General features: G+C 61.5%; 19 protein-coding genes and 1 pseudogene. 12 read left to right on the top strand and 8 right to left on the bottom strand.

Annotated features, from left to right (window positions below):
* The first annotated feature begins 46 nt into the window (after nucleotides 1-46).
* Complete coding sequence (locus SANT_RS11440) at nucleotides 47-949, top strand: LysR family transcriptional regulator (protein ID WP_025422430.1); 903 nt, start codon at nucleotides 47-49, stop codon at nucleotides 947-949.
* A 324-nt stretch (nucleotides 950-1273) separates the two neighbouring features.
* Here the strand turns inward: SANT_RS11440 and SANT_RS11435 are convergent, their stop codons facing one another.
* The 5 genes and pseudogenes from SANT_RS11435 to SANT_RS11415 form a co-directional block, all read right to left on the bottom strand.
* The gene (locus SANT_RS11435; protein WP_025422429.1) at nucleotides 1274-2596 is read right to left on the bottom strand and encodes an ABC transporter substrate-binding protein; all 1323 of its coding nucleotides are present in this window, start codon (nucleotides 2594-2596) and stop codon (nucleotides 1274-1276) included.
* Nucleotides 2595-3668, bottom strand: a pseudogene (locus tag SANT_RS11430) (ABC transporter ATP-binding protein); the annotation flags it as partial. The pseudogene SANT_RS11430 and the gene SANT_RS11435, both read right to left, overlap by 2 nt.
* A gap of 2 nt (nucleotides 3669-3670) precedes the next feature.
* Complete coding sequence (locus tag SANT_RS11425; protein ID WP_025422427.1) at nucleotides 3671-4498, bottom strand: phosphodiesterase; 828 nt, start codon at nucleotides 4496-4498, stop codon at nucleotides 3671-3673.
* A gap of 9 nt (nucleotides 4499-4507) precedes the next feature.
* Entirely contained in the window at nucleotides 4508-5395 is an 888-nt protein-coding gene (locus SANT_RS11420) for a carbohydrate ABC transporter permease (RefSeq protein WP_025422426.1), read from the bottom strand.
* Nucleotides 5385-6257, bottom strand: coding sequence for a carbohydrate ABC transporter permease (locus SANT_RS11415; RefSeq protein ID WP_025422425.1), 873 nt, complete (start codon nucleotides 6255-6257; stop codon nucleotides 5385-5387). Before SANT_RS11415 ends, SANT_RS11420 begins: the two co-directional genes overlap by 11 nt.
* A gap of 326 nt (nucleotides 6258-6583) precedes the next feature.
* Here SANT_RS11415 and SANT_RS11410 point away from each other — a divergent pair, with 326 nt between their 5' ends.
* A complete protein-coding gene (locus SANT_RS11410; protein ID WP_025422424.1) occupies nucleotides 6584-11485 on the top strand; it encodes an ATP-dependent helicase in 4902 nt (1633 codons plus the stop codon).
* A gap of 46 nt (nucleotides 11486-11531) precedes the next feature.
* Here the strand turns inward: SANT_RS11410 and SANT_RS11405 are convergent, their stop codons facing one another.
* Entirely contained in the window at nucleotides 11532-12233 is a 702-nt protein-coding gene (locus SANT_RS11405; protein WP_025422423.1) for a Crp/Fnr family transcriptional regulator, read from the bottom strand.
* A 138-nt stretch (nucleotides 12234-12371) separates the two neighbouring features.
* On the opposite strand from SANT_RS11405, the gene SANT_RS11400 reads away from it, so the two are divergent.
* The 3 genes from SANT_RS11400 to SANT_RS24120 are packed head-to-tail and all read left to right on the top strand — an operon-like array spanning nucleotide 12372 to nucleotide 13910.
* Entirely contained in the window at nucleotides 12372-12716 is a 345-nt protein-coding gene (locus tag SANT_RS11400) for a cupin domain-containing protein (RefSeq protein ID WP_025422422.1), read from the top strand.
* On the top strand, nucleotides 12713-13474 hold the full coding sequence (locus tag SANT_RS11395; protein ID WP_025422421.1) for an SAM-dependent methyltransferase: 762 nt from the start codon (nucleotides 12713-12715) through the stop codon (nucleotides 13472-13474). Before SANT_RS11400 ends, SANT_RS11395 begins: the two co-directional genes overlap by 4 nt.
* 28 nt (nucleotides 13475-13502) lie before the next feature.
* The gene (locus SANT_RS24120; protein ID WP_148296276.1) at nucleotides 13503-13910 is read left to right on the top strand and encodes a DUF488 family protein; all 408 of its coding nucleotides are present in this window, start codon (nucleotides 13503-13505) and stop codon (nucleotides 13908-13910) included.
* Here SANT_RS24120 and SANT_RS11390 read toward each other — a convergent pair.
* Together SANT_RS11390 and SANT_RS11385 are read right to left on the bottom strand one after the other, a co-directional pair.
* Nucleotides 13794-14105, bottom strand: a complete 312-nt coding sequence (locus SANT_RS11390) for a PTS sugar transporter subunit IIB (protein WP_025422420.1) — start codon at nucleotides 14103-14105, stop codon at nucleotides 13794-13796. The two genes, SANT_RS24120 and SANT_RS11390, sit on opposite strands and share 117 nt — an antisense overlap.
* 467 nt (nucleotides 14106-14572) lie before the next feature.
* Nucleotides 14573-18034, bottom strand: coding sequence for a hypothetical protein (locus SANT_RS11385; RefSeq protein WP_025422419.1), 3462 nt, complete (start codon nucleotides 18032-18034; stop codon nucleotides 14573-14575).
* 704 nt (nucleotides 18035-18738) lie between these two features.
* Here SANT_RS11385 and SANT_RS11380 point away from each other — a divergent pair.
* The 7 genes from SANT_RS11380 (at nucleotide 18739) to SANT_RS11350 (ending at nucleotide 26910) form a co-directional block, all read left to right on the top strand.
* Nucleotides 18739-20466 (top strand): acetolactate synthase catalytic subunit, encoded by a 1728-nt coding sequence (locus tag SANT_RS11380; RefSeq protein WP_025422418.1) that lies wholly within the window; start codon nucleotides 18739-18741, stop codon nucleotides 20464-20466.
* A 21-nt stretch (nucleotides 20467-20487) separates the two neighbouring features.
* The gene (locus tag SANT_RS11375; RefSeq protein WP_025422417.1) at nucleotides 20488-21492 is read left to right on the top strand and encodes a dihydroxyacetone kinase subunit DhaK; all 1005 of its coding nucleotides are present in this window, start codon (nucleotides 20488-20490) and stop codon (nucleotides 21490-21492) included.
* Nucleotides 21489-22118 carry a DAK2 domain-containing protein gene (locus SANT_RS11370; protein WP_025422416.1) on the top strand — a complete coding sequence of 210 codons (630 nt, stop codon included), beginning with the start codon at nucleotides 21489-21491 and terminating at the stop codon, nucleotides 22116-22118. Before SANT_RS11375 ends, SANT_RS11370 begins: the two co-directional genes overlap by 4 nt.
* Complete coding sequence (locus tag SANT_RS11365) at nucleotides 22118-23284, top strand: CaiB/BaiF CoA transferase family protein (RefSeq protein WP_025422415.1); 1167 nt, start codon at nucleotides 22118-22120, stop codon at nucleotides 23282-23284. The genes SANT_RS11370 and SANT_RS11365 overlap by 1 nt, the downstream gene beginning before the upstream one ends.
* 12 nt (nucleotides 23285-23296) lie before the next feature.
* Nucleotides 23297-24226 (top strand): MaoC family dehydratase, encoded by a 930-nt coding sequence (locus tag SANT_RS11360; protein WP_025422414.1) that lies wholly within the window; start codon nucleotides 23297-23299, stop codon nucleotides 24224-24226.
* A gap of 124 nt (nucleotides 24227-24350) precedes the next feature.
* Nucleotides 24351-25721, top strand: coding sequence for an MFS transporter (locus SANT_RS11355; protein ID WP_025422413.1), 1371 nt, complete (start codon nucleotides 24351-24353; stop codon nucleotides 25719-25721).
* A 136-nt stretch (nucleotides 25722-25857) separates the two neighbouring features.
* Nucleotides 25858-26910 (top strand): LacI family DNA-binding transcriptional regulator, encoded by a 1053-nt coding sequence (locus SANT_RS11350; protein WP_025422412.1) that lies wholly within the window; start codon nucleotides 25858-25860, stop codon nucleotides 26908-26910.
* Nucleotides 26911-26914 lie beyond the last annotated feature (4 nt).

Genomic DNA, 26914 nt, shown 5'->3' with positions numbered 1-26914 from the left:
ATTATTTCTAATACAAAAAAGTGAATAAGGAATATCGAAAAAATCGATGAGGCCCACCGTTCGGCAATTGCAGCATTTCATCGCCCTGGCCCATTGCGGGCAGGTATCGAAAGCGGCGTTACGCTGTCACATATCCCAATCTTCCATGACGGCCTCGCTGCAACGGCTCGAACAGATGCTGGGGTCGGCGCTGTTCTGGCGCGGGCCCGCCGGCATCGTGCTCACGCCGGCGGGGCAGCGTTTTCTTCACCATGCCCAACGCATTCTCGCCGATCTCGACCAGGCCATGGACGAGATAAGCCAAACGTCCCCTGCGCTGCAAGGGCCGGTGCGCATCGGGCTGACCGAGACCGTTAGCGCTTATTTAATGGCGTCATTGATTGCCAAAATTCAGCAGAATTTTCCCCTGCTTGATGTCCATTACGGCGAGCACGATCGCCAAACGCTGGAGGCGATGCTGGAAACGGGCCAGCTGGATTTGGCGCTGATGCTGACCGCCAACATCTCCCCATCGGAACACCTGGCCTATGACGTACTGACGCGCTCGCCGCGTATGCTGTGGGCACAGCCGGAACACCCGCTGATCCTGGCCGGGCGCGTCACGCTGGCGGATGTCGCGGCACACGACTATATCCTGCTGGACATGGACGAACATATCACGGTGCTGGATCGCTACTGGTCGTCGCGCGGGCTGCGGCCGCGCATCACCTTTCAAAGCCGGTCCATCGAAGCGGTGCGCAGCCTGGTCGCTGCGGGCGAGGGCGTCAGTATTCTTTCCAATATTGTTTACCGCGCCTGGTCGCTGGAGGGACAGCGCATCGCCCGTCGGCCCGTCAGCGACAGCGTGCCGACGATGGATATCGGCGTCGCCTGGTGCGCCCGACGCCAGACCGGGCAGGCCTACCGGGCGCTGATTGATTTCATCCGCACCCTTATCCCCGCGGCATAGGAAAAATATTGCGGCATAGGAAATATTGATGCCGACGGCATCCAAAGCGTCTGACACGCCGTCAGAGGGGATTCAGAGCCGACATCCTAAGCGGCGCTGCGCCTCGCGGTGTAGAGGATGTTGATGCCGACGGCATAAAAAGCGCCGGTTCCGGCGGCAGAGGGGATTTAGAGCCGACAAACTAAGAGGCGCCGCGCCCGGCGGCGGTGGAAGAAGCCGAGTTTGCCCCCGCCCCGGGATGGCAAAACGTCGACCCGCCTGAACCCCCTCTATCGTAGAGGGAGGTCGGACTGGTCACGCGAGCGCGGCATGGCAAGTTTTAGCTTACTCCACCGGCGCCAGCGCCGTTTGGGCCACGTAAGGCTGCAGCAGACTATCGGCTTTCTCCTGCGCCGCTTTGGCGGCGGCTTCCGGCGTCACGCTTTTGTCGTTCACTACCGCCGCCAGCTGATCCTCCATCGCTTTGCGTACTCCCACCGTTTCATAGGTAGAATACCAGGGATGGGCATACTTTAGCTGCGCCAGCGCGATGGCCGCGCGCGGATCGTGCGCCAGATAGGCCTTCATCACCGGCAAGTCATAGGCCGCTTTCCGGGGCGAGAAATAGCCGGTGAAACGGCTCCAGGCGCCGTTCACCTCCGGGCTGACCAGGTAGCTCAGGAACCGATAAGCCGCTTTTTTCTGTCCGTCGGAAATGCCCTTGAAACTGACCAGACTGGCGCCGCCAATCGGCACGGCGCGCTGCTGTTTCGCCGGCAACATGGCGACACCCAGCTCGAAGTCTTTGGTATTTTCCCGCATAAAGCCCAGCGCGCCGGTACTCAGCATCGCCATGCCCAGCTTGCCGGAGAAAAAGGCCGCGCTTATCTGTTTAGAGTTCAGCACCCCTGACGGCATCACATTGTCGCGGTAAATCAAATTCTGCCAAAAGCGCAGCGCGCCCACGGTGGTCGGGGTATTGTAATACACCTCTCCCGGGTAGCTTTGGTTGAAGTAATCACCACCGTTGGCGCGCACCAGCGCCGAAAAAATCCAGCCGCCGTAATCGTCGTTGGTGGAAGGTAGCATAATGCCCCACTGACCTTTACTCTTATCGGTCAGTTTTTTCGCATCTTCCAGCAGCTCCCGCCAGTCTTGCGGCGGTTGACGGATACCGGCCTGCTCGAACAGCGTCTTGTTGTAATACAGGATAGGCGTCGAGTTATGGAAAGGAATGGCATAGGTCACCCCCATCACCTGGGCGTTTTGCTGCATGGCGGGCCAAAATTCACGGGTCAGGAAGGTCGAGGCCTTATCGCTGCCGAAGCGAAACAGCTCGTCCATCGGCAGGATCTCATCCTTAAGCGCCAGGTCGGTGGTGAAATTGGCCGACATGATCACCAGCGCCGGCGGCTGTCCCGCTTTTTGCGCGGTTTCCGCTTTGATTTTGGTCGTGTCGTAGTTGCCGGTAAAAATGCCCCGAACCGCCACCTCGTCCTGGGTGTCGTTAAATTTTTTGATAACGCGGGTCATCTCCATCGTCAGCTTACCGTCAACCGGGGCCGGAAACATGAAGTCGATGTTCTCCTTCGCCCGCGCGCTGACGCAAAGCGTGAGCGAGATGATAAAGGTGAGCGCCGGTAAGCGCTGTGTCAGAGGCAGATGCATGGGGGGTCTCCTGGTATAAAGCGCGCTGCGTTTGCGCATCAAAAAGATGGATATCAATGGGGGAAAAACCGATGGATAAACTGTCGCCCAACCGGGGGGCGTCGCCGCGGTTTTTACGGCAATAGCGCAGCGCGCCGATAGGCGTGCTGATGTGAAGCAGATAGTCCGCCCCCATCAGTTCTCGCTGCGTCACGGTGGCCGGCAGGCAGAGCAATTGCCGGGTGCCCTGTAGGTCATCGGTGATGTGTTCCGGGCGGATCCCGACAATAACGCTGTCCCGCTGTTGCGCCGGCGCGGGCAGCAAGTACGACTGCGCGCCCAGCGCTATCGCGCCCCGCTCGCAAGGTAGGGTCAGGAGATTCATGCCCGGCGAGCCGATGAACCCCGCGACAAAAACATTGGCCGGCCGGGCATAGACGTATTCCGGCGGACCAATTTGCTGAACCCGGCCCTGGTCAAGGACCACGATGCGATCCGCCATCGACATGGCTTCGATTTGATCATGGGTGACGTAAACGGTAGCGGTGCGCAATTGTCGGTGCAGCGCCATGATACTGTCGCGGACGTCGCCGCGCAGTCTGGCGTCCAGATTGGACAGCGGTTCGTCCATCAAAAACAGCCGCGGATCGCGCACGATGGCGCGCGCCATGGCCACCCGCTGGCGCTGACCGCCGGAGAGTTTGGCGGGTTTTCTTTCCAGCAGATCGTCGAGCTCCAGCATGCGCGCCACCTGCGCCACGCGGGCTGACCAGCCGGCTTTCGGCTCGCGTCGGACCCGCATGCCGAAGGTGATATTGTCTTTGACCGACAAATGCGGGAACAGGGCGTAGTTCTGGAAAATCATGGCGAAGTTGCGCTGTCGCGGGGAGGCGGCAGTAATGTTGACCTCATCGAGCCAGATTTCGCCGTGGCTTGGGTGCTCCAGCCCGGCCAGCAGGCGTAAAAGCGTGCTTTTACCGCAGCCGGAGGGGCCGACCAGCACCAAAAATTCCCCTGCGGCGATTTCCAGCGTTACGCCGTCGAGCGCCGTTTTCTCCTCGAAGCGTTTGGTGACATTTTGCAGGCGTAGCATGACTACTCCCCCTCATCCAGCGGGCAACTGATGGCCTCGTCATACAACCACGGGCCGGCGGTCTGCGTCAGCGGGTGCAAATAGCTTATCCATTGCTGCTGTTCCTGGCGGTGCATCAAACAGGCCGGCGGCGACAGGGTGTAGTAGGGGCGGGGGTCGTCGTGAAAATAGGGCACCTGATGTACGGTGGCGGGCACGGTGGCAATGGTCGCCTGGCGGTATTGGGTCATAATCAGACAGTGGTTATGGCCGCAGAAGATGCGCATTAGCGACGGAAAGCGCGCTACCAGCGCCAGCAGCAGATGGCCGTTTTCACAGGCGATGGGGTCCATCTGCGCCGATCCTAACGGCAAAGGGGGATGATGCATAAAAAGGGCGGTGGGTTTATTGCCGCCGGCCGCCAATTCGGCCGCCAGCCACGCCAGCGTCTCGTCGGTCAAAAACCCTTTTGAGCTGCCGGCAAGGCTGGAATCGATAAACAGCAGGCGGGTGGGGTAGTCGTCGATGGCATAGCGCATATTGTGCGGATCGGTGCCGAGCTGCGGGCACAAGGGGTGCAAATACTCCAGGAAGTGGGCTTTATCGTCATGATTGCCGGGGATGAGGAATAGTGGGTAGCGCAACGTGCCCAGGATCTCCCGCGCCATGCGGTATTCCTGCGGGCGGCCGCAATTGACGATATCGCCGCTGACGATAACGGCATCCGGCCGTTCGCGCAGCGCGTTAAGCTGGGAGACCACCTCGGCATTGGCGGCGTTAACATCGATAAATCCGTACAGTTTTTGCCCGGGACTGCGAAAGTGGGTGTCGGATATCTGCGCCAGAAACATGAGCACTCCTTATTTAATGCCTGAAAAACCGAAGCTTTTCAGAAACTGTTTTTGAAATACGATAAAAGCCAGCATCAGCGGCAGGCAGACCATCAGCGTGCCCGCGCTTATCATGCCCCACTGGCCTCCCGACTCGGCGCCCATGGCGAAGGACACCAGACCGACCGTCAGAACCTGTTTATCCGGGTCGTTGAGCATCATCAGCGGCCAGAGGTATTCGTTCCAGTGATAGGTAATACTGACGGTGGCGAACGCCAGGACGGTGGGCCAGGACATCGGCAGCAGCACGTTGAACAGCACCTGCCACCAGCGACAGCCCTCCATTAAGGCCGCGTCTTCCATTTCTTTGGGAATCGACATGAATGCCTGACGCATCAGAAAGACGCCGAAGGCGGAGGTGAAATAGGGCATCATGACGCCCAATAGCGTATTTAACAGGCCGAAGGTGTTCAGGGTGAGCATATTCGGCACCATCATCATGACCGGCATGATCATCAACTGCACCAGAAACAGGACAAACAGCGTTCGTTTACCGCGAAACTCGTGGCAGGCGAACACGTAGCCGGCGGTGGTGATGGTTAATAGCTGCACCAGGAAAGTGCCGCCGGCAAACAGCAGGGTGTTGCCGTACAGGCTGAGCCAGTCCGCGCTCTGCCAGGCGTCGCGAAAATTGTCCAGCGTTAACGGCCAGCGCGGCAGCAGCGACGCCATGCCCTCGCCGAAGGTGCTGGCGCTAAAGGCGGAGGAGAGCATCCACAGGAACGGACTTACCCACAGCAAGGCCAGACAGACCAGCAGCAGGGTAAGCGTCGCCGGTAACGAGCGGCGTAAGCGCCACCCTGCCGGGAGGGAAAGGCGCTTGGGCGCCGTTGGGTTGGAGGCCAGATCAACGCTCATAATGCGCCCCTTTTTCCAGCAGTTTCAGATTGAACAGCGAAAAAGCAAACAGCCCCAGCAGCGTGATAAAAGTCGCGGCGGAAGCTTTACCAAGATCGTGGGTATCCCAGGCGAGATTCTGAATGTAGTACAGCAGTACGGTGGTGGCGTTATCCGGCCCGCCGCGGGTCATTACCGCGACGTGGTCGATTTGCGTGATGGCGTAGATCAACGCGGTGGTAACGACAAAGCTTAGCGTGGGCCGCAGCAACGGCAGCGTGACGCCGAAAAACACCTGGGAGGGGGAGGCGCCTTCCATAATTGCGGCCTCCCGGGTCGAAGCGGGAATGCCCTGCAGCCCGGCGAGGAAAAAGAGCATGTAGTAACCGGCGAACTTCCACACGCCGATAAGCGATAGCGCCAGCAGCGCGCTATTGCTGCGCCCGAGGTAGTTGGTATTGAGCGGGCCGAAGAACATCGATAGCGCATGATCGAGCAGCCCCAGACCGGGCATGAAAATAAACAGCCACAGGGCGGCGGCGCTGACCATAGGAACGATCATCGGAAAAAAGAACGCCGTGCGCAGCCAGCGATTGACGCGGTGGTTTTCCCACAGCGCCACCGCCAGCAGCAGCGCCAATACTACCCCCGGCACCACCGTCAGCAGGATATAGACAATATTATTGCCCAGCGCCCGCCAAAATACGCTGTCTTGCAGCAGGCGGATAAAATTATCCATGCCCACGAACGGCGGGTCATTCACCGCCATGCGGCTGTCAAACAGGCTGTCATACACCGAACGGAGCAGCGGAAAGTAGGTAAACAACAGTAAAAACACGAGTGAGGGCGACAGGATTAACCAGGGGAGGCAGTGTTTTTTCATGGCGAAAGCGGTGCCTATTGCAAGCGTGATAATCATCGGCTGGCGCTAGTGTGCGCAGCGAATGCTGCAATAACATGGCAAAATGATGACGCTGCCGTGACGACGGGATCGCGGGTGGTGACGATAATAGGAAGACGGCAATAATGCTAAGCTGTTATTAACGGCCCGCGCGCCGCTTGCGGTCTGTCCCTCTGAAGGCTCAAGCGGCGCGGCGGGTTTTCCGTAACGGACAAGGAGCCCAGACCATGATTAACAACCTGGCGTCGCGCGCGGTTCCCGGCTCGCCGGCGGCGCGCGCTGCTCACATCCGCGGACGCGGCTAAACGATGGCCAACATCACTCCGCTGCCTGAGGATCCGCAATACCGCTTTCAGCCTGCGACCCAAGCGTGGTTCGCCAGCGCCTTCACGCAGGCGACGCCGGCGCAGCAGGCCGCCTGGTCGGCCATCGGCGCCGGCGATTGCACGCTGGTGATAGCCCCCACCGGCTCCGGCAAAACGCTGGCGGCGTTTTTGCACGCCATCGACCGCTTATTTCGCGAGCGTGAGAACGAACCGGCCGACGCGCGCCACACCACGACCCGCGTCCTGTACATCTCGCCGATAAAAGCGCTGGGGGCCGACGTGCGGCGCAACTTGCGCCTGCCGCTGGACGGGGTCAGCGATATACGTCGCCGGCGGGGCGATGCCGCCGTCACCTTGACGGTGGGGATGCGCACCGGCGACACCCCCGCCGCCGAACGCGCCGTCCTGCAGCGCCGGCCGCCGGACATTCTGATTACCACGCCCGAATCGTTGTACCTGATGTTGACCGCCAAAGCGCGCGAGACGCTGCGCGGTGTGACCACGGTGATTATCGACGAGATCCATGCGGTGGCCGGCACGAAACGCGGCGCGCATCTGGCGCTCAGTCTGGAGCGGCTTGATGCGCTGCTGCCCGCCCCCGCGCAGCGTATCGGCCTGTCGGCGACGGTCAGGCCGGTCGAGCGCGTGGCGGACTTTTTGGGCGGCGTGCGGCCGGTGACGGTGGTCAATCCGACGTCAAGCCGGACGCTGGAGGTCACGATTGCGGTGCCGGTGGAGGATATGACCGACATTCCGGCGCGCGACGCGCCGGGGCCGGGATCGCAAGCCGGCGGCCGCGCCGGATCGATCTGGCCGCATGTGGAAGCCGCTATTCTTGAACGCATCCTGGCCTGCCGCGCCACGATTGTGTTCGCCAACTCCCGCGGGCTGGCGGAAAAGCTGACGGCCCGCCTCAATGAACGCTATGCCGAACGCATCGCTGCCGCCCCCCCAACCCCCGAGCCGCCCCTTCAGTATCACTCCTCCGCGGGCGGGACCGGCAAACGCGCCGACGGCGAGACGCCGACGCTGGCCCGCTCCCATCACGGTTCGGTGTCCAAAGAGCAACGCGCGGCCATCGAGAGCGCGCTCAAAGCCGGGGAGTTGCGCTGCGTGGTGGCGACGTCGAGCCTTGAACTGGGTATTGATATGGGATTGGTCGACCAGGTGATTCAAGTCGGGGCGCCGCCGTCGGTGGCCAGCGCGCTCCAACGCGTGGGCCGGGCCGGCCATCATGTCGGCGGCGTGTCGGCGGGGGTGATTTACCCGCGCACCCGGCGCGATCTTGTTGATGCCGCCGTCACGGTGGAGCGGATGCTGGCGGGGCGTCTTGAGGCGGTGGCGCCGCCGCGCAATCCCCTCGACGTGCTGGCGCAGCAGACGGTGGCCGCGGTGGCGATGGCGCCGGTGCAAATCGATCAATGGTATGCGCTGGTGCGGCGTGCGGATCCGTTTCGCGCTCTGCCGCGCAGCGCCTTCGACGCCACGCTGGATATGCTGGCCGGCCGTTATCCCTCGGAGGAGTTCGGCGAATTCCGCCCGCGCCTGGTGTGGGATCGCCGCAGCGGCCTACTGACCGCGAGGCCCGGGGCGCAGCAATTGGCGGTCACCAGCGGCGGCACCATCCCGGATCGCGGCATGTTCAGCGTCGTGTTGCCCGAAGGGGAGGAACAGCGCGGCGCGCGACGGGTGGGCGAGCTGGACGAGGAGATGGTTTACGAATCACGGGTAAACGATGTGATTACCCTCGGCGCCACCTCGTGGCGTATTCAGCAAATTACCCACGATCAGGTCGTGGTCATCCCGGCGCCCGGTCGCTCTGCCCGTCTGCCGTTTTGGCACGGGGACAATCCAGGGCGCCCGGCGGAGTTGGGGGAAGCCATCGGCGCTTTTCTACGGGAAGTGGAGGCGGCGGCGGGTTCGTCGCACCTGACGCCAGCGGATCCGCTGGCGGTGCGGCTGCGGGCCGCCGGGTTGGACGACAACGCGCTGAACAATCTGCTGACGCTGGTGGCGGCGCAGCGGGAGGCCACGTCTACGCTTCCCACCGACCGGACGCTGGTGGTGGAACGTTGCCGCGATGAGAGTGGCGACTGGCGGGTGATGCTGCACTCGCCATACGGTCAGCGCGTACATGCGCCCTGGGCGCTAGCGATCGCGGCACGTATCCGCCAGCGGTTGCATGTGGATCCGGCGGTGGTGGCCAGCGACGATGGTATCACGGTGCGCATTCCCGACAGCGTAGGGCGGGTGCCCGGCGCGGAGCTGTACGTCTTCGATCCGCTTGCGCTGCGCACTATCGTCACCGATGCGGTGGGGCAGTCGGCGTTGTTCGCCGCGCGTTTTCGCGAATGCGCGGCGCGCGCGCTGTTATTGCCGCGCCGCCGCCCCGGCAAACGTTCGCCGCTGTGGCAGCAGCGCCTGCGCGCCGGACAACTGCTGGAAATCGCCCGTAGCCATGACGATTTCCCGCTGATTATCGAGACCGCCAGGGAGTGTTTACAGGATGTGTATGATTTGGGCGCGCTACAGGGGCTGATGCAGCGGCTGCATGACGGCGCGGTGCGGCTGGTGGAAGCCACGACCGACGTCCCGTCGCCGTTTGCCGCCAACCTGCTGTTCGGCTATGTGGCGGAGTTTATGTATCAGGGCGATGCGCCGCTGGCCGAGCGTCGGGCGTCGGTCCTGTCGCTGGATAGCGGGTTGCTCAGCGAGCTGCTGGAGCAGGGGGAACTCGGCGAACTGCTCGACCCGCAGGTGGTGGCGCAGGTCGGCGAGGAGTTGCAGCACACCGCCCCCGAGCGCCGGGTGAAGGGGGTAGAGGGCCTGGCCGATGTGTTGCGCGAGCTGGGGCCGCTGACGCATGCGGAAATCGCGGCGCGCCTGGTGCAGGAGAGGGCCGACGAGGTGGACGTCGCGCTGGCGCAGTTAGCGGCGGCCGGGCGGATCATTCCCGTGACCCTGGGCGCCCATCGCCGCTGGGCGAGCGTGGAAGATGCCGCCCGCCTGCGTGACGGGCTGGGTGTCGCGCTGCCGCCGGGCGTTCCCGCGGCCTTTTTACAGGCCGTCGACGCGCCGGTGCGCGATCTGCTCAGCCGCTATGCCCGCACCCACGGGCCTTTTACTTCCGCCCAGGCGGCGGCCCATTTTGGCCTGGGCGTCGCTATCGTCAATGAGCAGCTAGGGCAATTGCGCGATCGGGGCCGGCTGCTGCCCTGCAATGTCGCCGGCGCGGGGGAAGGGGACACCGGTAGCCGCCGGGAGTGGGTCTGGGATGAGGTGTTCCGCCGCCTGCGGGCGCGATCTTTACAGGCGGCGCGCGAGGCGACCCGCGCGGTGCCGCGCGCGGCGTTCGTGCGGCTGATGCTCGAGCGCCAGGGCGTGGTGACGGACGCCGCGCCGGCGACATCGCTGCCGACGGACGGCGTGACGGTGGGGGCGTATGACGGCGTCGACGGGCTGGCGCGGGTGGTTGAGCAGCTTTCGGGGCTGGCTTTGCCGGCCTCGCTGTGGGAAAGCCAAATTTTGCCGGCGCGGGTGCGGGATTACCAGCCGGCCATGCTGGATGAATTATTGGCCGCCGGCGAAGTGCTGTGGGCCGGCCACGGCGCGTTGGGCGACGGCGACGGGTTGGTATCCCTCCACTGGCGCGAACTGGCCGGCGCCACGTTGCCGTTGGCGGCGTTGGCGGCGTCGGTTGCCGTGACGTCGCCGGCGGGAAAGGTTTCGGACGCGTCGGTCAGTGCGTCGGCGTCGGCGGGGAAGGTTTCGGACGCGTCGGTTGCCGCAACGCCGGCGGCGGGAAAGACGTTGGAGGCGTCGGTTGCCGTGACGCCGGCGGCGGGCAGGGCTGTAAACGCGTCGGTCAGCGCGTCGCTGCATCTGGCCTTGTTGGACATTTTGGCGGACGGCGGCGCCTATTTTGTGCGGCAACTGACGCCGCTGGTGCAGGCGCGGCTGACGGCTGACGCGGTCGGGGAGCACGCCGCGGACGTAGGCCCTGAGGATGTGGCGCAGGCATTGTGGACCCTCGCCTGGCAGGGTCGGGTAAGCAGCGACAGCTGGCTGCCGCTGCGCGCGCTGACCGGCGCCCATACGCCGTCGCGCGCCCGTCCGACGCGTGCGTCGCGCCACCCTCGGCGCCAGGTGCCGGGCTGGGTACCGGTTTGGACGCCGGCCAGCGCCCAGGCGGCACGTTCTCCCTGGGGGGCGGCCGCGCTGACCGGACGCTGGTCGTTGCTGGCCGCCGAGCCGGTCAACTCGACGCTGCGCCTGTTGACCTGGGTCGAGAGCCTGTTCGATCGCTATGGCGTGGTCAGCCGTGGCGTAGCGGTGGCGGAGCGGGTGCCGAACGGTTTTCCGGCGCTGCTGCCGCTGCTGCGACGCATGGAGGATGCCGGCCGTATTTTGCGGGGACGCTTCGTTAACGGCATGGGCGCCGCCCAATTCGCCGAGCAGGATAGCATCGAGCGATTACGGGAATTGGCGGCGCCCGCGTCCACCCTTCCGGCGGCGGTGGCGCTATCGGCCTACGATCCGGCCAATCCGTTCGGCTGGCTGCTCTCTTGGCCAGCGCATCCCTCCGGCATTCGGCCGTCGCGCCGCGGGGGGGCGATGGTGGTTATCTGTGGCGGTCAGTTGGCGCTGTATCTGGCTCCGAGCGGCCGTCAACTGCTTACCTTCCTGGCGTTCGATGAGGCCAACATCGCCGGCTGGCTCGCCGCCAGTCTGCGCGCGCTGGCGACCGGCCTGCGGCGCGAAAAAGGGCGGGGGTTTACCCTGGAGACGGTTGATGGCCGGCCTGCCGGAGCAGGACCCTGGGGCGAGGCGTTGTCTAACGCCGGCTTTTCACGCGTACCAAAAGGGTATGCCTGGTACGGCTAAACCGGCCGGCTCGTGCCAGCCTAATGCGGGCCCGCGCCGACCCGGATCAAAATTGACGCCGCGCCCCTTGGGACAGCGTTTGCAAAAACGCGATGTTCTCAAGCTGCATGCGGTTGCCCATGCCGGAAACAATATGCTCTTTGCGCCATTGGGACAGCAGCCGGCACAAAGTCTCACTGCGCATCCCCAACCGGGCGGCAAGCTGGGCGCGGCTGAGCGGCAGGTCAAGTGCCAACTGCTGGCCGTTATGGCTGAAATCCACCAGCCACGCCGCCAGGCGCTCTGCCGCTGAACTGGAAGTGAGCCAGTCCACGTGATTGAGCGTTGCATAGAGTTGATTGCAGAAATGGTGCAGGAAACTGAGCGTAAGCGCAGGGTAGCGTAAACACAGATCGTGCAGCAGCGCGTGCGGGATGCGCACCCCGTAGCCGTCGGCGCGCGCGCGGGCATTCATCGGGAAACGGCCGTGATCCATAAACACCGCCGCCAGCGCCACCCACTGGCCGGGGCCGAGGATCTGGAACACCTTTTCCTCGCCCTGGCGGGTATCGCGATAAATCTCTAGGCTGCCCTGCTCCAGCAACAGGCTGAAGCGCTGATCGTCTCCCTCATTAAAAATTTTCTCGCCCTGGGTAAACGTGAGCCGCTGGCAGCGTGACGCCAGGTGGCGCAGCGCGGCCGCGTCCAGCTGGCCCAGCCAGCGTTGCCGACGAAGGCTGTCAAGGATCGCCGAATTGACATTTGTCATTGGTCTGTGTCCTGTAAGGGGCTAAGGTGCGGTTGTCAGGAAATGAGAATCATTGTGATCTACAGCTGACGAGATGAACAGGTCTTTATTCCGCGCCGCAGCCGCAAGGCGCATGATTGATTGATGGAGAGCATTTATATGGCCACATCCTCGCTTCAGGCAGCCACTGCCTTACGCCTTAACGACCTTATCACCCCCACCGAACAGGGGATCGCCAGCCGCGTGCTGGCAAAGACCCAGGGCGGCAACGTGACGCTGTTTGCTTTCGACCGCGGGCAAGCGCTGAGCGAGCATTCGGCGCCCTTCGACGCTTTGGCGCTGGTCGTGGCGGGACGGATCGGTTTCACCGTCGGCGGCGAAGCGTTGGACGCGCAGCCGGAGATGTTGGTACGTCTGCCGGCGAATGTACCCCATGCGCTACAGGCCCTGGAGGCCTCGCGCATGCTGCTGATAATGCTGCGTGAGCCGGCGGTGCAAGGATGAACGAGCACCCTGAGGCTGGCCATAAATTCCTGGCCCGTTTAGGCAAAACGCGATTGCGCCCGGGGGGCCGGCGGGCGACCGAATGGCTGCTGAGCCACGCCGCGTTAAGCGCCGACAGTCTGGTGCTGGAGGTGGCCTGCAACCGGGGAACGACCGCCATCGCGGTAGCGGCGCGGTATGGCTGCCGCGTCATTGCGGTGGACAAAGATCTCGCCGCGCTGGCGCAAGCGCGCCATGACGTGGCGGCGTGCGGCTTAGCGGCGCGGGTAACGGTTGTGGAGGCGGATGCGCTGCATCTGCCTTATCCGGACGGTCATTTTGATGTGGTGATAAACGAGGCGATGCTGACCATGTACGCCCATAAGGCCAAAGCGCGGTTGGTGGCGGAGTATTATCGGGTACTTAAACCCGGCGGTCGGCTCTTGACGCACGACATCATGCTACGACGCCAGAACGGCGCCAACGCGGTACTGGCGCAACTGCGCCAGGCCATCAACGTTAACGTTCAGCCGATGACGCTGTCGGAGTGGCGCGCGCTGATGATCGAGGGTGGGTTCAGCGCGGTACAGAGCCGGCCCGGCGCCATGACGCTACTGTCGCCGGCGGGGCTTTGCTATGACGAGGGCATCGGCGGCGCGCTGAAGATCCTATGGCGGGCGTTAGGCAAAGACAATCGACGCTACTTTTGGCGCATGTTCCTGACCTTCCGCCGCCATCGCCATCGGCTGCACTCCCTCGCGCTGTGCAGCATAAAATAGGCTATCGGGCGAGGTCACGGAGGAGGGCATGCTCTATTGCAGACGAGTCTATAGTCCGGCGCGGGCCGCTGACGGCTATCGTATATTGGTAGACCGGCTTTGGCCGCGCGCGACCAGCAACAACACCCTGCCCAGGGGCTGGCGGCGTTTTACGACCGCGGCTAACCGCGACCTAACACGGCAACGCGCGGGTAGACGAACGCCGGCCGGTCAAACGCGCGCCGCAGCGCTCGGCCCGTGCGACCCTCCCCGGCAACCCCCCGTGCTTTCGCCGGCAAGGGGCCCGTCAAACCCAGACGAGTCCGGTGGCACGATGCGATTAACTGACCGGTGTCTGCCCCGCGATAAAGTCATTAAGGATTTTCTCGGCGTTCATGGTGATATAATCACTGCCGTTGATCACTTTTATCGGTTTATGGTCGGGAATGAGCGATGAAAAATAATTCAACTTATAAGTGATGTGCGGGCCGATGAGAAAGGCATCATAGAGCGGCGCGGCGATGGCGAAATTATCTTGACCGGTCGCACTGGTAATAATATCCCTATTTTGATCGCGCGCGAGCTTATTTATTTTTTTCGCCAGCATCGTCGCGGTGGTGCCTGAAATACAGCATATTAATATTTTTGTCATGATGCGCCCCTTAACACCGCGCCAGACGTCATATTGGCGGCAATGTCTGTTAATATTATCAGCGCTGCTGTCTGCTTAATTCGCGGTAAGGACACGAAAAGGCTTAAGTCCAAATACTATTGCACCGTTATTCTCCCGTCTTTGTGATATTTCTCACAAACGCACATTTTTGCCCGCGGCGAAGACCACTATCGGTTTTTGCTTCCCTTGATTGCCGCTGAGGGGGGCGCTATGTCCGCAGAAAAACGAGCCGATAACGTTGTGCGACGGGCCGCTATCGCCGCGGCATGGCGGTGGGTCAGGCCGGCCGACGGAGGCCGCAGTCGCGGATGCGGTTATTCCGATGAAGTGAGGCAAGACCGGCCCCCCGGCGCATCAGCGCGATCCACCGACGCGTGGATGGAACAGGGGCATTCACCACGTTGGGCGGGGAGCGGGGTTGAAGATATCTGCTCGTTTTTCCAGGGTTATGGCGGGGACTGACTCTCCTGTAGATATAACGTTTTCAGTATCATGGCAACGTGATCCACGTTTTTCATAATGACATTGGCCTTTAAGGTCTTATGCTGCGTCAAGGCGGTGGTCAGGTTTGACGGTAAGCGCACATTATTAACGGCGGCATAGTCACCGAGAAACTGATACAGCCCACTTCTTTTATCCAATGTATTTAGACTATGCGCCATGACGGTATTAACGGTCTTTTGGTTCGGTAATGGGGTTAAGCTGTCTTGCGTGAGCGGAATATAATCGTTTAACACCGAGCTAATTTGTAGCGTCGCGCGCAGCACATCTTCGTCAATACGGGTTAGCGATATCGTTGCGGACGGACCTCGCCACCTGTCAGGATGACACAATAGCGCGTCGGCGATAAACACCAGGCCCTGCAAGCTGTATTGCTGCGCGCCGTAAACAAGGGGCAGTTGCTTAAGGTTGCTTCGCGTGTGCCTTAATAAGCAAGCCTCCCCGAGATTGCTATGGCGGGTGGCAATAATGACAATATTGGTAAAATTGACCGCCTTGGCCTCATTGAGAAACTGACGGGCGCGTTGACAATAATCCATTAATTGCTGCTCGGCGTGGGCAAGGATCTCATTTTCACCATTGTCGAGCGTACATTGCAAATAGTCTCTGACGCGCCGCATGAACAGCGGGCGGCGGGTAATAAACTTTTCCGTCAAGGCTTCAATCATGACGGTGATCTGGCGCAGATAATGATGCGCGAGCTCGACGGCTTCATTCATATAATCATAGTGGGGATCGTCGATCGCTTCTTGATGACCAAAGTACAGCACCTTATCGACGGCGGGCTCCAGCCATTGCTGGGCATAGTAGAAGGGGTGGCGACCCGCTATCCTATCCTGGTCTTGTGGCGCCAGGATGGGGCAACGGTTGACGCCGTCAGCCGATGCCTCGCCCCGGAACAGCGTGCGTGCGCTCAGCGTGCCGCCACGACGATCCCCGTGGGACGATCTTTTCCTGTGCCTGTTTTCGCCTACCGGGTTTTCCAGAATGCCGCCCATGGCCATTCCCGACATAAGACCGGCGTTAAAGGCGGCAATACCGGCAACGCCCATATCGTGGGTACAAACGGCCGTAATAGCGCCGAATGTCACACCGCCGGCGCTGCCGCCGAGTATGGCAACGGAGGGGGTAGGCCCGCCGACGGTGGCTTTATAGCCATAAATCGTCGCCACCGCCGCCAAACCGGCCAGCGTCAATCCCGCGAGCGTATAGTCCTGAGGCGTAGGGGCCGGATCGGCCGTCTGCGCTGCGCCAGGACCGGCATTCAGTTGCTCGGCGGCGGCCGCGTGGTCCGGCGCCGACGTGGTGTTGGCGCTTGACGGCCAGGGGGCAGTCGCCGTTTCCTGCGCCATCCCTACCGTGATCTTGGGAAATCTGACTTTGGTTGGCCAGGGGCCAGCGCCCTGGATGAGCGCGGTGATAAGATGCTCCAACGCCGGTAAGGGCAGGCTGGGCCTCCCTTGCTTACCGTTGCTTTGAAGATATTCCAGCGCCGGCAGGAGGCGCTTGTAAACCAGCATTGCCACCAGTGAGCGGGATATTGGGCTGTGGCCTTCATTATTATTGAGCGTCAAAAATATCTCTTTAGGGTTGGTATAGTGATATTCAATAATGTTTTTTTCCGTCTCCAGTGCGCCGATTTGAAAATCGTACAGCTCGCGATAAAGTATTTCGGTCAGGTAATTAATCACGCTTCGCGTGATGTCACCGTGAATCATCAATCCCATTTTCAGCTCAGGATAGATTTGCCGGCAAAACTCCAGCGGGATAATGAGGTTGCCGCCCTGTTCTTTACCTCGATAGAACAAAAGCGTTAACAGCTGGTTTTTGAGTAACGGTAAATCTAGCAAGGGTAAGCGGGTTTCAAGCCGCTGCCGCAGGGCGGTGAAAGCTTTCGACCCTTGTTCATAGCCACTCGCCAACGGCGGGAGCACCGTCTCGACGACATAAGCGGTGTCGATGATATCGCGCCACTCCTCTCTCATGGCCAGATAAAGGGTATGCAGCGTCGACGGGAAATCGGGAAGGGAAATATTGATGGTATAGCTGAGCGTCTGAATAAAGTGTAGTTCATCGACCGTTTGCCGATAAATCTCACTGACAAATAGCGCGTAGGGGCAGGTTTTACACGCCGCGATGGCCGGACGCGCAATAGCGCGATTTAATAGCGAATTGAAATAAAGGCGGTAGAAGTCGGTGGGAACATGCTTTTCAATAAACGGGCGCAGCAGGGTGCCATAGCGCGCGTGAGTGAGGACGTCAGGATCATATTGGTCGAACGTGAAGGGGAATTTGCTGGCGTTTCGTCCGACCTGAGGACGCGATTGCCGCAGTGCCAGGGTTTGCGGGGCCGACGTGGTTGGAGGGACGGCGGCCGTTGCGCCCGTGAGCCACGACGGCCAGAGATGATAAGCACCCGACAAACCGGCCGCGCTCGCCGTCGCCCAGAGCAGTTTCTTTGGCCAAGGCGACGCGCCGGCGCCGCTGGCCATCGCGGCGGGCAGCAAGGCGCTAGGGTGAAGAGACGCGACCGCTAACTGCGCGCCGCTGCGGGCCAGCGTCGACATTGCCGTCGTTTTTGGCCGTGGCGGCGAGGGCGTCGCGCCGATGTCGAGACGTTTTTCCACCGCTTTTTCCCAGGATAATCGCGCGGAGCGAGACCGGCACAGCCGCGCGCCAGGCTCTCTTTTCTGCGCGCGGGCGGTAATCATCAGCGGCGCGGGCCGTCGCGATGATGCCTGGCTGGCGATGTCGTCGAGCATGCTCCAATAAAGCTGAGCTTTGCATAATAGCGTCACCAGGCAAAGCGGTAGCCGCAGCGTATACCGCTGCGGGTCGGGTGTGTCCCGACAAAGGAAAATCGCCACGGCGCAACAGCCGAAGGCCAAAAGGCTGGCGCTGGCGTTTTCTTGCGCCAGATCCTGACCAAAAAGGGTGGCGATAAGGGGATCGCCTATCCATTCCCGCAGGCATTGCCTTACATGGCCGGCAAGCAACACCAACGGGTGACACTCGTCCAAAAGGTATCGACAGGTCAGCGTCAGGGATGCCATGAGCAGCGCGGGGCGATTTTGGCCGCCGATGAGGGCGGTATAAAGGCTTTGCGCCAGCGTTGCAATCTGAATCGGCAAACCGAGATATTGGCTGGACGCTAAGGCTTGTAATACATGGGATTGCTGATATTCGGCCAGAGCGGAAAACAGCCGTATCAGGCATCGTCGGCCGTCTTCACTTAGGGGGACTTTGCTTGCCTGAAATACCGGCAGCGAGAGGGCCGTGCCCGGCGCGTCGTTACGCAGCGGAAAGTCCTCGTACTCCTGACAATCATAATAAACATCACCTTGCCACCAATGGGCCGATTCCGCGCCGAGATAAGGGGCGAGAGGATGCGGGGGATTAGCCAACATAACGGTTTCCTTGTTCATCAGACGGCCGCATAACGCGCCTGAGGAGGTCATAGCGCAGCGGGCGTTAACGGGTCAGTTATGGAAAAAACCCCTTTATATAAGCGAAAAAGACTCACGACTTCTCGGGATCGCGTCATGCGCTCGCCGCGTGTCCGGTGAGAGGAAATTAAGTTAACTGGCTGAAGCGGCGACGATTAATCGTGATGAGCGGCGTGGGTATACGGTTTTTCGCACAGAAGAGATCCTAAAATCGTCGTCTGTTTAGCGCAAATGCCGGGAAGACCGCGTTAATTTAGTGAATAGCGCCGATTGCTATTAGCGGCGAAAGTCTATGGTTGCGAAGGGTCTTGGTCCGCGGTGTCCTTGGCCGTTAAAGCTCTTCTCCGACCTGTAGCCGAGTTGACCCTGCTTTGCCCCTGACGTTGACTCGCGCCCGCGCCTGTGATCGGTCTCACAAGTCGCTCAAAAAAAACGTCATTTAACTCCCTGACGAATTAGTCATCAATTTCATTGGGTTAGTTTCGTTACCGTGAATAGCACGTTTTCTATTCCGTGATCATGCTCTGCAAAACCCAATAAAAACGTTTTTATTAAAAACGTTTTTATGTGAGGCTGACGATAAGTTAACACTCGGTTAACCACTTGTTGATGTCGGCCGCCACAACCGGTGGGGAAGACCGCCAACTATCACTACGGGAGTCATCATGAGCGCTGAACAACGCGAACAGCAGGGCAAGACCGGGGCGCATATCGTCGCCTCTGCGCTGAAACGTCATGGAGTTGAGGTTATTTTCGGGCAAAGCATTCCGGCAGCCCTGTTTCTGGTGACGCCGCAGTACGGCATTCGCCAGGTAGGTTATCGCGCCGAAAATGCCGGGAGCTACATGGCCGATGCCTATGCGCGGCTGGCGTTCAAGGTCGGTGTGGTCACCGCCCAAAACGGACCGGCGGCTACTTTGCTGGTGGCGGGACTGGCCGAATGCTATAAAGCGTCGGTGCCGGTGGTGGCGATTGTGCAGGATGTTCACCGCAAAATGGTGGACAAGAACGCCTTCCAAGAGCTGGACCATCTGGAGCTGTTTAAAGGGGTGGCCAAATGGACCAAGCGGGTCAGTGAGATAGACCGGCTTGAGGATTATGTCGATATGGCCTTTACCGCCGCCGCGTCGGGCCGCGCCGGTCCCGCGGTGCTTGTGATCCCCATCGATCTGTTCAATGAACAGGCGGTGGAGATCCCTCGCCATCATGCCAGTTCTCTAGGCCATTTTCCCCTCGATCGTAGCGTGGCGGCGCCGCAGGCGATTGCCGAAGCCGCGCGGCTGCTGGCAAACGCCCGCGCGCCGCTGGTCATTGCCGGCGGCGGGGTACACCTCTCCGACGCCTCCGCCGCGCTGGCGGAGCTGCAAGAGCGCGCCAGTCTCCCTATCGCTACCACCGCGATGGGCAAAGGCAGCGTCGATGAAACCCACCCGCTGTCCGTTGGCGTGGTCGGCTATTTCATGGGCGAGCGCGGGCGTACCCGGCATTTGCGCGAGCTGGTGACGGAGGCCGACGTTATCTTGATGATCGGCAATCGTACCAACCAGAACGGTACCGACAGCTGGACGCTTTATCCCCCTGACGCGCGTTATATCCACCTCGACATCGATGGTCAGGAAGTGGGGCGCAACTACGATGCGCTGCGCCTGGTAGGGGATGCCCGCCTGACGCTGGAAGCGCTGGGTAGCGCGCTGCAACAGCAGGATCTCGCGAAACGGCATGAGCAGCGTGCGGCCGTCTGCAAACGCATTGCCGCCGGCCATGAGCGCTGGCAGGCGGACGTGAACAACACCCTTGATCTGGAGGCATCGCCGCTGCGTCCAGAACGCCTGATGCGCGATCTGGACAGCATTCTGACGCCTGAGACCGTGGTGGTGGCCGATGCCAGCTACTCCTCGATCTGGGTCGCCAATTTCCTGACCGCCCGCGCCGCCGGCACTCGGTTCGTCACGCCGCGCGGCCTGGCCGGTCTGGGGTGGGGGTTTCCTTATGCGCTGGGGGCGAAAATCGCCCGTCCCGAAGCGCCGGTTATCGCGCTGGTGGGCGACGGCGGCTTCGCCCATGTCTGGTCAGAGCTGGAAACCGCCCGCCGCATGGGCATTAACGTGGTGCTGGTGGTGCTGAACAACCAGATTCTCGGCTATGAAAAACACGCTGAAAAAGCGTTGTTCGGCGGCTACACCGATGCCTGCGATTTCCAGGCGGTTGATCATGCCGCGGTGGCGCGCGCCTGCGGCTGCCAGGGGGTACGCATCGACACCGCGGCCGATTTCCTACCGGCCCTGAAAACGGCCATTGCCGCCAATACCACCACGCTGATTGATGTGGTGACCGATGAACGCGCTTATCCGCCGGTCACGCTGTTTGATGACAAAGACGGACTGAACTACTAAGCCGCCGGGAGACCACAGACTATGAAAAAGATCCTCAATCACCCGGAAAATTACGCCGACGAAGCCCTGCACGGCATGTGTCTGGCATTTCCTCATCTGTATGCGCAGTCCGGCGAAGCGGGCCGGGTGATCACCCGCGCCATCCCTGCCGACAACAAGCCGGGGGTCGTCTCCGGCGGCGGCAGCGGTCATCTGCCCACTTTTGCCGGCTATGTCGGCGAGGGGCTGCTGGATGCCTGCGCGGTGGGCAATGTATTCGCCGGGCCGGCGGTCATGGATTGTATGGATGCGATCCGCGCCGCCGATAGCGGCAAAGGCGTCCTGCTGCTGTTTGGCAACTACGGCGGCGACAAAATGAATTTTGCCATGGCGGCGGAAATGCTGGAAGCGGAAGGGATCGAAACCCGCACCGTACTGGCCTGTGACGATGTGGGCAGCGCCAGCCGAGACGAACGGCACAAGCGGCGCGGCGTTGCCGGCTTGATTTATGCTTATAAGGTGGCGGGCGCCCGGGCGGAACAGCCGGACGCTACGCTGGACGCGGTCGCGGCGGTGGCGCAGCGCGCGCTGGACAATACCTGGACCCTTGGCGTGGCGCTCTCCCCCTGTACCGTGCCGGAGGCGGGTAAACCGACGTTTACCCTGGCAGACGATGAAATGGAGATGGGCATGGGGATCCACGGCGAGCCGGGGATCCGCCGCGGTCCGTTGCTGCCTGCCGACACGCTCGCCGATGAGATGCTGACGACGTTGTTGAACGACAGCGGCATCACGCGCGGAGACCGCGTCGCGGTGATGCTCAACTCCCTGGGCGCCACGCCGCTGGAGGAGTTGTTCATTCTCTGGCGCCAGGTGCAGGCCGGGTTAAAGCGCCACGGCATTGTGGCCCGTGCGCCGCAAATTGGCCGCTACGCGACCTCCATGGAGATGACGGGGGCGTCGTTGACCCTAATGAAACTGGACGAGGAGCTGGCGTCGCTGCTGCTAACGCCCGTGTCCCATCCTTATTGGAGTAACGCGCAATGAACCTGAATGCAGAACAATTGGCCGCGGTGCTGCTGCGCTGCTGCGACCGAATGAAAGCGTCGGCGGCGGAACTCAACGCGCTGGACGGTCAACTGGGCGATGGCGATCTCGGCGCGACGCTTGAGAAGTGCGCCCGGCTGACCGAGCAGGCGCTGGCGACGCCGCCGCAGGATATCCCCGTGGTATTCCAGGCGGCATCCCTGGCCTGCGTGCGCGCCTCCGGTTCCAGCTTCGGCACGCTGTTGGGCGTGGCGCTGTTGACGGCGGCGAAACAGAGCGCCGGGCAACAAACGCTGGAAGCGAACGCGCTCCCGCCGCTGCTTGCGGCGGTACTGGCGGCGCTGACGGCGCGAGGCGGCGCCAGCCTCGGCGATAAGACGGTGCTGGATGCCATCGATGCGGTGCGACACGCGCTGGAAAGCGAGCCCGCGCCGCGCTGGCCCCAGGCGGCGCCGCAGGCGGTGGCCGCCGCGCTGGAAAGCTATCGCCAGAAACCGAACAAAATAGGGCGGGCGCGGATGTTCGCCGACCGCTCCGTCGGTCTGGATGATCCCGGTATGGTGGCGTTCGCCCATCTGGTGGACGCCGCTTGTGGGCGAACGCCGCAAACACAGGAGACACGCTGATGTCAGGATCGCTGGAAGGACTGAAGGTGCTCGATTTATCCCGTTTTATCGCCGGTCCGCTTTGCGCCATGCAGCTCGCGGACATGGGGGCCGATGTGGTGAAAGTGGAGCGCAAGGGCAAAGGCGAAGATACCCGGCAGAACAAGCCGCAGCTCAACGATCAGAGCCTCTATTTTCTGTCGTTTAACCGCAATAAGCGCAGCCTGGAGCTGGATTTCCGCTCGGAGGAGGGGCAGGCGCAGCTGCGGGCGCTGGTCGCCAAGGCCGATGTACTGATTGAAAACTTCCGTCCCGGCACCCTGGAAAAAATGGGCTGCGGGTGGGAAACGCTGCATCAGCTTAACCCACGGCTTATCATGGTGCGCATCTCGGGCTTTGGCCAAAGCGGCCCGCTGGCGCAGCGCCCCTGTTTCGATGCCATCGCCCAGGCGATGAGCGGCATTATGAGTATCACCGGTCAGCCGGAGGGGCCGCCGATGATGGCGGGCACCTTTATGGTGGATTACGCCTCGGCGCTGTACGCCACCATCGGTACCCTGGCCGCGCTCAACGTCCGCCACGCCAGCGGACGCGGTCAACTGGTGGAAGCCTCGCTGCTGGAAAGCGCCATCAGCATGCTTATCTCCGCCATCCCCGAGCAGGCGCAGTTGGGGCGCACGATGAGTCGCGTGGGGAATCTCGACCGCTTCTCGGCGCCGGTGAATTGTTACCAGGCCGCCGACGCCCGCTGGGTCTACCTCTCCGCCGGGACTGATGCGCTGTTCGCACGCCTGGTGGAGGCAATGGGGCGCCAGGATCTGCTGGAGGACGCGCGATTCAACCACTATCACGCCCGCCTGGAGAATAACGCGGCGATCGATGCGGTGGTGGCGGCGTGGGTGCGCGGTCTGGCGGCGGACGAGGTGGTGGCGCGGATGGATAAAGCGGGCGTGCCCTGTTCGGCGGTGGCCGACATTGGCGACGTGCTGGAAAACCCGCAGTTGAAAGCGCGCCATCAGCTAGTGAACATCGATCACCCCACCGCGGGGACCTACACCACGCACGGTATTACCGTCAGTCTTTCGGATACGCCCGGGTCGATCCGCCGCGCGCCGCCGGTACTGGGCGCCCATACCGATGAAGTGCTGGCCGAATGGGGCATCGCAACCCCTCCGCCCTCTGAATAAAGGAGCAACAGCATGGCCCGTATCAATCACGAACTGCGTGAACCCACCTACGACAACGTGGTGGTGGACGAGCCGATTGGCCCGGTCACCGTCACGGCGGACGAAGCGTATCGCCGGCGCGCCTGTTTCGCCCTGGACGACTACAGCCCGCGCTACCTGGGGGAGAACGCGCCCTGGGTGCCCGCGCCGATGCTGGGACGCGATTTGGTGGCGCTGTTTTGCAGCGTCTATGACCCGAGCCGCACCGTCGGTCTGCATCAGAAAGAGGAAATCTGGTTTATCAATCCGGTGCCGCTTAACGCGCGCATTCACTACACCGGCAAATACACCGACAAATACATGAAACGCGGCAAGGGCTATACGGTGTTCGATACCGACGCGCACGATGCCGATAGCGGCGTTCACTATGTGCGCCAGGTCAGTACCGAGATTATGCGCATCCCCGATGACATTCAGCTTGGCACCGGCGCGTCGGCAAAAACGCCGCGGGCGGATCATATCCGTCCCGTATGGCCGACAGAGGTCACGCCGCTTGCCCACGCGCGGCCGAATATGGCGCCGGGGACCCCGGTACAGCCGCTGCAAAAACGGCCGGAGCAAGGGCAAATGACGGTGTTCTCCGGCGGCAATACCCAGTGGTACAACATCCATACCGATATTGAGGTGGCGCTCAAAGCCGGATTCCGCGACACCCTGGCACAGGGCATGATGGAAACTTGCTGGATAGCCGAAATGCTGGCGCGCTTTATCGGCGACGGCTGGCACACCTCAGGCTGGATCAAAATGGCCTATATCCGGCCTGTTTACCGCGATGACCGCATCACCTGCAAAGCGGTCGTCGATACCGTGGAGGACGACCTCGTTAACTTCCATGTCTGGGCGGAGAACCAGCATGGCGAACAGACCGCCGTCGGCTGGGCCAGCGGCAGACTACAACGCTAATACGCTGGACGCGACCGCCTGCCCGAGCTGGCGCAGGCTTTTGATTATCTCTGAATACACCACACACGGGGAGCGCGTGATGTTCCCCGACGGTCCCTACAAGCCCACTCCCGAGGGAGGTTATATGAATAACATTGCAACCGAGGCCGCCAGCGATAAAGTCGATAAAAAACAGCTAAGCCGAGTGGCGTTCGCCAGTTTGATCGGGACTTTTATCGAGTTTTACGATTATTTCATTTACGGCGCGGCCGCCGCGCTGGTGTTTCCACATCTGTTTTTCACCGAGCTGCCGCCGACGGTGGCGACCATTGTCTCCTTCGCCACGCTGGGCGTCGCCTTCGTGACCCGCCCGATCGGCGCGGTGATTTTCGGCCACTACGGCGACACCGTCGGCAGGAAAGCGATGCTTATCGCCTCCGTCACCATTATGGGGGTCGCCACGGTGGTGATTGGCCTTTTGCCCACCTACGAAACGATCGGGCTGGCGGCGCCGGTATTATTGGTGATTATCCGCCTGATTCAGGGACTGGCGGTGGGGGGAGAATGGGGCGGCGCCACCACCATGATGATTGAGTACGCGCCCAAGAAAAAGCGCGGCTTTTACGGCACCTTTGTCCAGTTGGGCAATGTGCTCGGCGTGCTGTGCGCCACCGGTTCATTCGCGCTGGCGTCGGCATTACCGGATGATACGTTTCTCGCCTGGGGCTGGCGTATTCCTTTTCTCGCCAGCATTATCTTGATGGGCATCGGTATCTTTATTCGCATGAAAATCGAAGAGCCGCCGATGTTTAAAAAGATGCTGTCGGAGCGTGAAAAAACCAGTCTGCCGATTGTGCAGGTCTTCAAAAAATTCCCGCGCCAGATCTTCCTGGCCGCCGGGCTGCGCATCAGCGAAAGCGTCGTGGGTTATTTGATTATCAGTTATGTGTTGCAATACACCACCTCGAAATTCCATATGCCGAGCAGTACGGTGCTGACCGGCGTGATGGTGGCCGCCGCGACCGGGCTTATCGCCTTCCCGCTATGGGGTATTCTTTCCGATAAAATTGGCCGTCGCGCGGTGTTCCTGATTGGCGCTTTTGGCTCGTGCCTGCTGGCCTATCCCTTCTACTGGCTGGTGGACAGCGGCACGATGTGGGGGGTCTACCTGGCGCTGATTCTCGGTTACAGCTTCGTTATCGGTTCCATGTACAGCATTGAGCCCTGTTATCTGTCGGAAATGTTCAGCACCGAAGTCCGCTACACCGGGGTGTCGGTGGGATCGCAACTGGCGGGGGTCTTCGGCGGCTTTACCCCGATGGTGGGTACCGCGCTGGTGGCGTGGGCCGGCGGCGAATTCTGGCCGATAGCCTGGATGATCATCGTCTCAGGGGTCATCACCGGTTTCTGTGCTTTGGGCACCGGCGAAACCATGCACCGCGATCTGAACGACGCGATGGACAGCAAACCGGTAAAGCAAGCCAGCGGTGACGCTATGCTGGCGAAAACCCGCTAACCCCCACCGGAGAGGCCTGGCGCCTCTCCGGCCTGGTGTCGCGCACACTCCCGGTAAAAACGTTTTTTCCGATTTTGACGCCTGTGTAATAATCATTTTCTTCTTCCTCTAACCCGATGCAGCAGGTACCCGCCGGATGTCCAGAAAAGCACCGCCAAGCAAACCCCGCGCTGACGGGAAAGTGTCCATTTTTGACGTCGCGCGCGAGGCGGGCGTCGCGGTATCAACGGTGTCCAACGCCCTGACCGGCAAAACGATCGTCAAGGAGTCCACTCGCGCCCGGGTACAGGCGGCGGCGGACAGCCTCGGCTATCGCGTTTCGGTGGTGGCGCGCTCACTGCGTATGCAACGCACCTTCACGCTCGGCGTGCTGCTGGCCGATGTGGCGAACCCGTCATCGCCCGATTTTCTGCGCGGAATCGAAGATATCGCCGACCGGGAGCAGTGCAGCCTGCTGGTGTGCAACACCGACGGTCAACTGGAGAAACAGCTCGCGCAAATGCGCGTGCTGCTGGACCGCCGCGTGGACGGGCTGGTGATGCTGTCGCAGCACTGCGAATCCCCGGAAGTGCGGGCGTTGCTGGCGGGAGGAACCCCTTATGTCATGCTGCAACGCCGCTCGTTGTACCATGAGGATAACTATGTGGGCGCCAATAACGAAGAGGGCATTGGCGCGGCGGTGAAACATCTGGTCGGGCTGGGGCATCAACGTATCGGGCTAATTCGCGGTCCGCGCGACTCCTCCACCGCTGATGAGCGCTATGAAGCCTATCTCTCCGCGCTGCGCGCGCATCGGCTGCCGTTTAATCCGGACTATGTGGTGCAGGGGGATTACCAAGTGACGGGCGGCTATGAAGCGGCGACACGCTTTTTCGCCATGCGCCCGCGTCCCACCGCCATTCTGGCCGCCAATGATATGAGCGCTATCGGCGTAATGAACGCCGCCCACGGTGCGGGCCTGCGCATTCCGCAGGATTTCTCGCTGATTGGCCTGGATGATATTGAAATGGCGTCTTTCTCGCCTATCAATCTCACCACGATTGCCCTACAGCGTCGCGAAATGGGCGCCGCCGCGACGGCGATGGTATTGAAGATGGTCTTCCAGAAAAGCCCGTCGAAACCCAAGCAAAAAATCTTCCCGATGAAGCTTATCGTCCGCGGCTCTACCGGGCGCGTCAGCGAGAACTGACGCG

It is taken from the genome of Sodalis praecaptivus (genome assembly GCF_000517425.1).
Classification (GTDB): Bacteria; Pseudomonadota; Gammaproteobacteria; order Enterobacterales; family Enterobacteriaceae; genus Sodalis_A; species Sodalis_A praecaptivus.
This window is presented reverse-complemented; position numbering and strand designations above follow the sequence as displayed.

Bases quoted from the DNA above. Each gene is read 5' to 3' on its own strand.
- SANT_RS11360 (WP_025422414.1), top strand. From the start codon at position 23,297: ATGGCCCGTATCAATCACGAACTGCGTGAACCCACCTACGACAACGTG.
- SANT_RS11425 (WP_025422427.1), bottom strand. From the start codon at position 4,498: ATGTTTCTGGCGCAGATATCCGACACCCACTTTCGCAGTCCCGGGCAA.
- SANT_RS11375 (WP_025422417.1), top strand. From the start codon at position 20,488: ATGAAAAAGATCCTCAATCACCCGGAAAATTACGCCGACGAAGCCCTG.
- SANT_RS11370 (WP_025422416.1), top strand. From the start codon at position 21,489: ATGAACCTGAATGCAGAACAATTGGCCGCGGTGCTGCTGCGCTGCTGC.
- SANT_RS11435 (WP_025422429.1), bottom strand. From the start codon at position 2,596: ATGCATCTGCCTCTGACACAGCGCTTACCGGCGCTCACCTTTATCATC.
- SANT_RS11385 (WP_025422419.1), bottom strand. From the start codon at position 18,034: ATGTTGGCTAATCCCCCGCATCCTCTCGCCCCTTATCTCGGCGCGGAA.
- SANT_RS11405 (WP_025422423.1), bottom strand. From the start codon at position 12,233: ATGACAAATGTCAATTCGGCGATCCTTGACAGCCTTCGTCGGCAACGC.
- SANT_RS11410 (WP_025422424.1), top strand. From the start codon at position 6,584: ATGGCCAACATCACTCCGCTGCCTGAGGATCCGCAATACCGCTTTCAG.
- SANT_RS11400 (WP_025422422.1), top strand. From the start codon at position 12,372: ATGGCCACATCCTCGCTTCAGGCAGCCACTGCCTTACGCCTTAACGAC.
- SANT_RS11380 (WP_025422418.1), top strand. From the start codon at position 18,739: ATGAGCGCTGAACAACGCGAACAGCAGGGCAAGACCGGGGCGCATATC.
- SANT_RS11365 (WP_025422415.1), top strand. From the start codon at position 22,118: ATGTCAGGATCGCTGGAAGGACTGAAGGTGCTCGATTTATCCCGTTTT.
- SANT_RS11395 (WP_025422421.1), top strand. From the start codon at position 12,713: ATGAACGAGCACCCTGAGGCTGGCCATAAATTCCTGGCCCGTTTAGGC.
- SANT_RS11415 (WP_025422425.1), bottom strand. From the start codon at position 6,257: ATGAAAAAACACTGCCTCCCCTGGTTAATCCTGTCGCCCTCACTCGTG.
- SANT_RS11355 (WP_025422413.1), top strand. From the start codon at position 24,351: ATGAATAACATTGCAACCGAGGCCGCCAGCGATAAAGTCGATAAAAAA.
- SANT_RS11440 (WP_025422430.1), top strand. From the start codon at position 47: ATGAGGCCCACCGTTCGGCAATTGCAGCATTTCATCGCCCTGGCCCAT.
- SANT_RS11390 (WP_025422420.1), bottom strand. From the start codon at position 14,105: ATGACAAAAATATTAATATGCTGTATTTCAGGCACCACCGCGACGATG.
- SANT_RS11420 (WP_025422426.1), bottom strand. From the start codon at position 5,395: ATGAGCGTTGATCTGGCCTCCAACCCAACGGCGCCCAAGCGCCTTTCC.
- SANT_RS24120 (WP_148296276.1), top strand. From the start codon at position 13,503: ATGCTCTATTGCAGACGAGTCTATAGTCCGGCGCGGGCCGCTGACGGC.
- SANT_RS11350 (WP_025422412.1), top strand. From the start codon at position 25,858: ATGTCCAGAAAAGCACCGCCAAGCAAACCCCGCGCTGACGGGAAAGTG.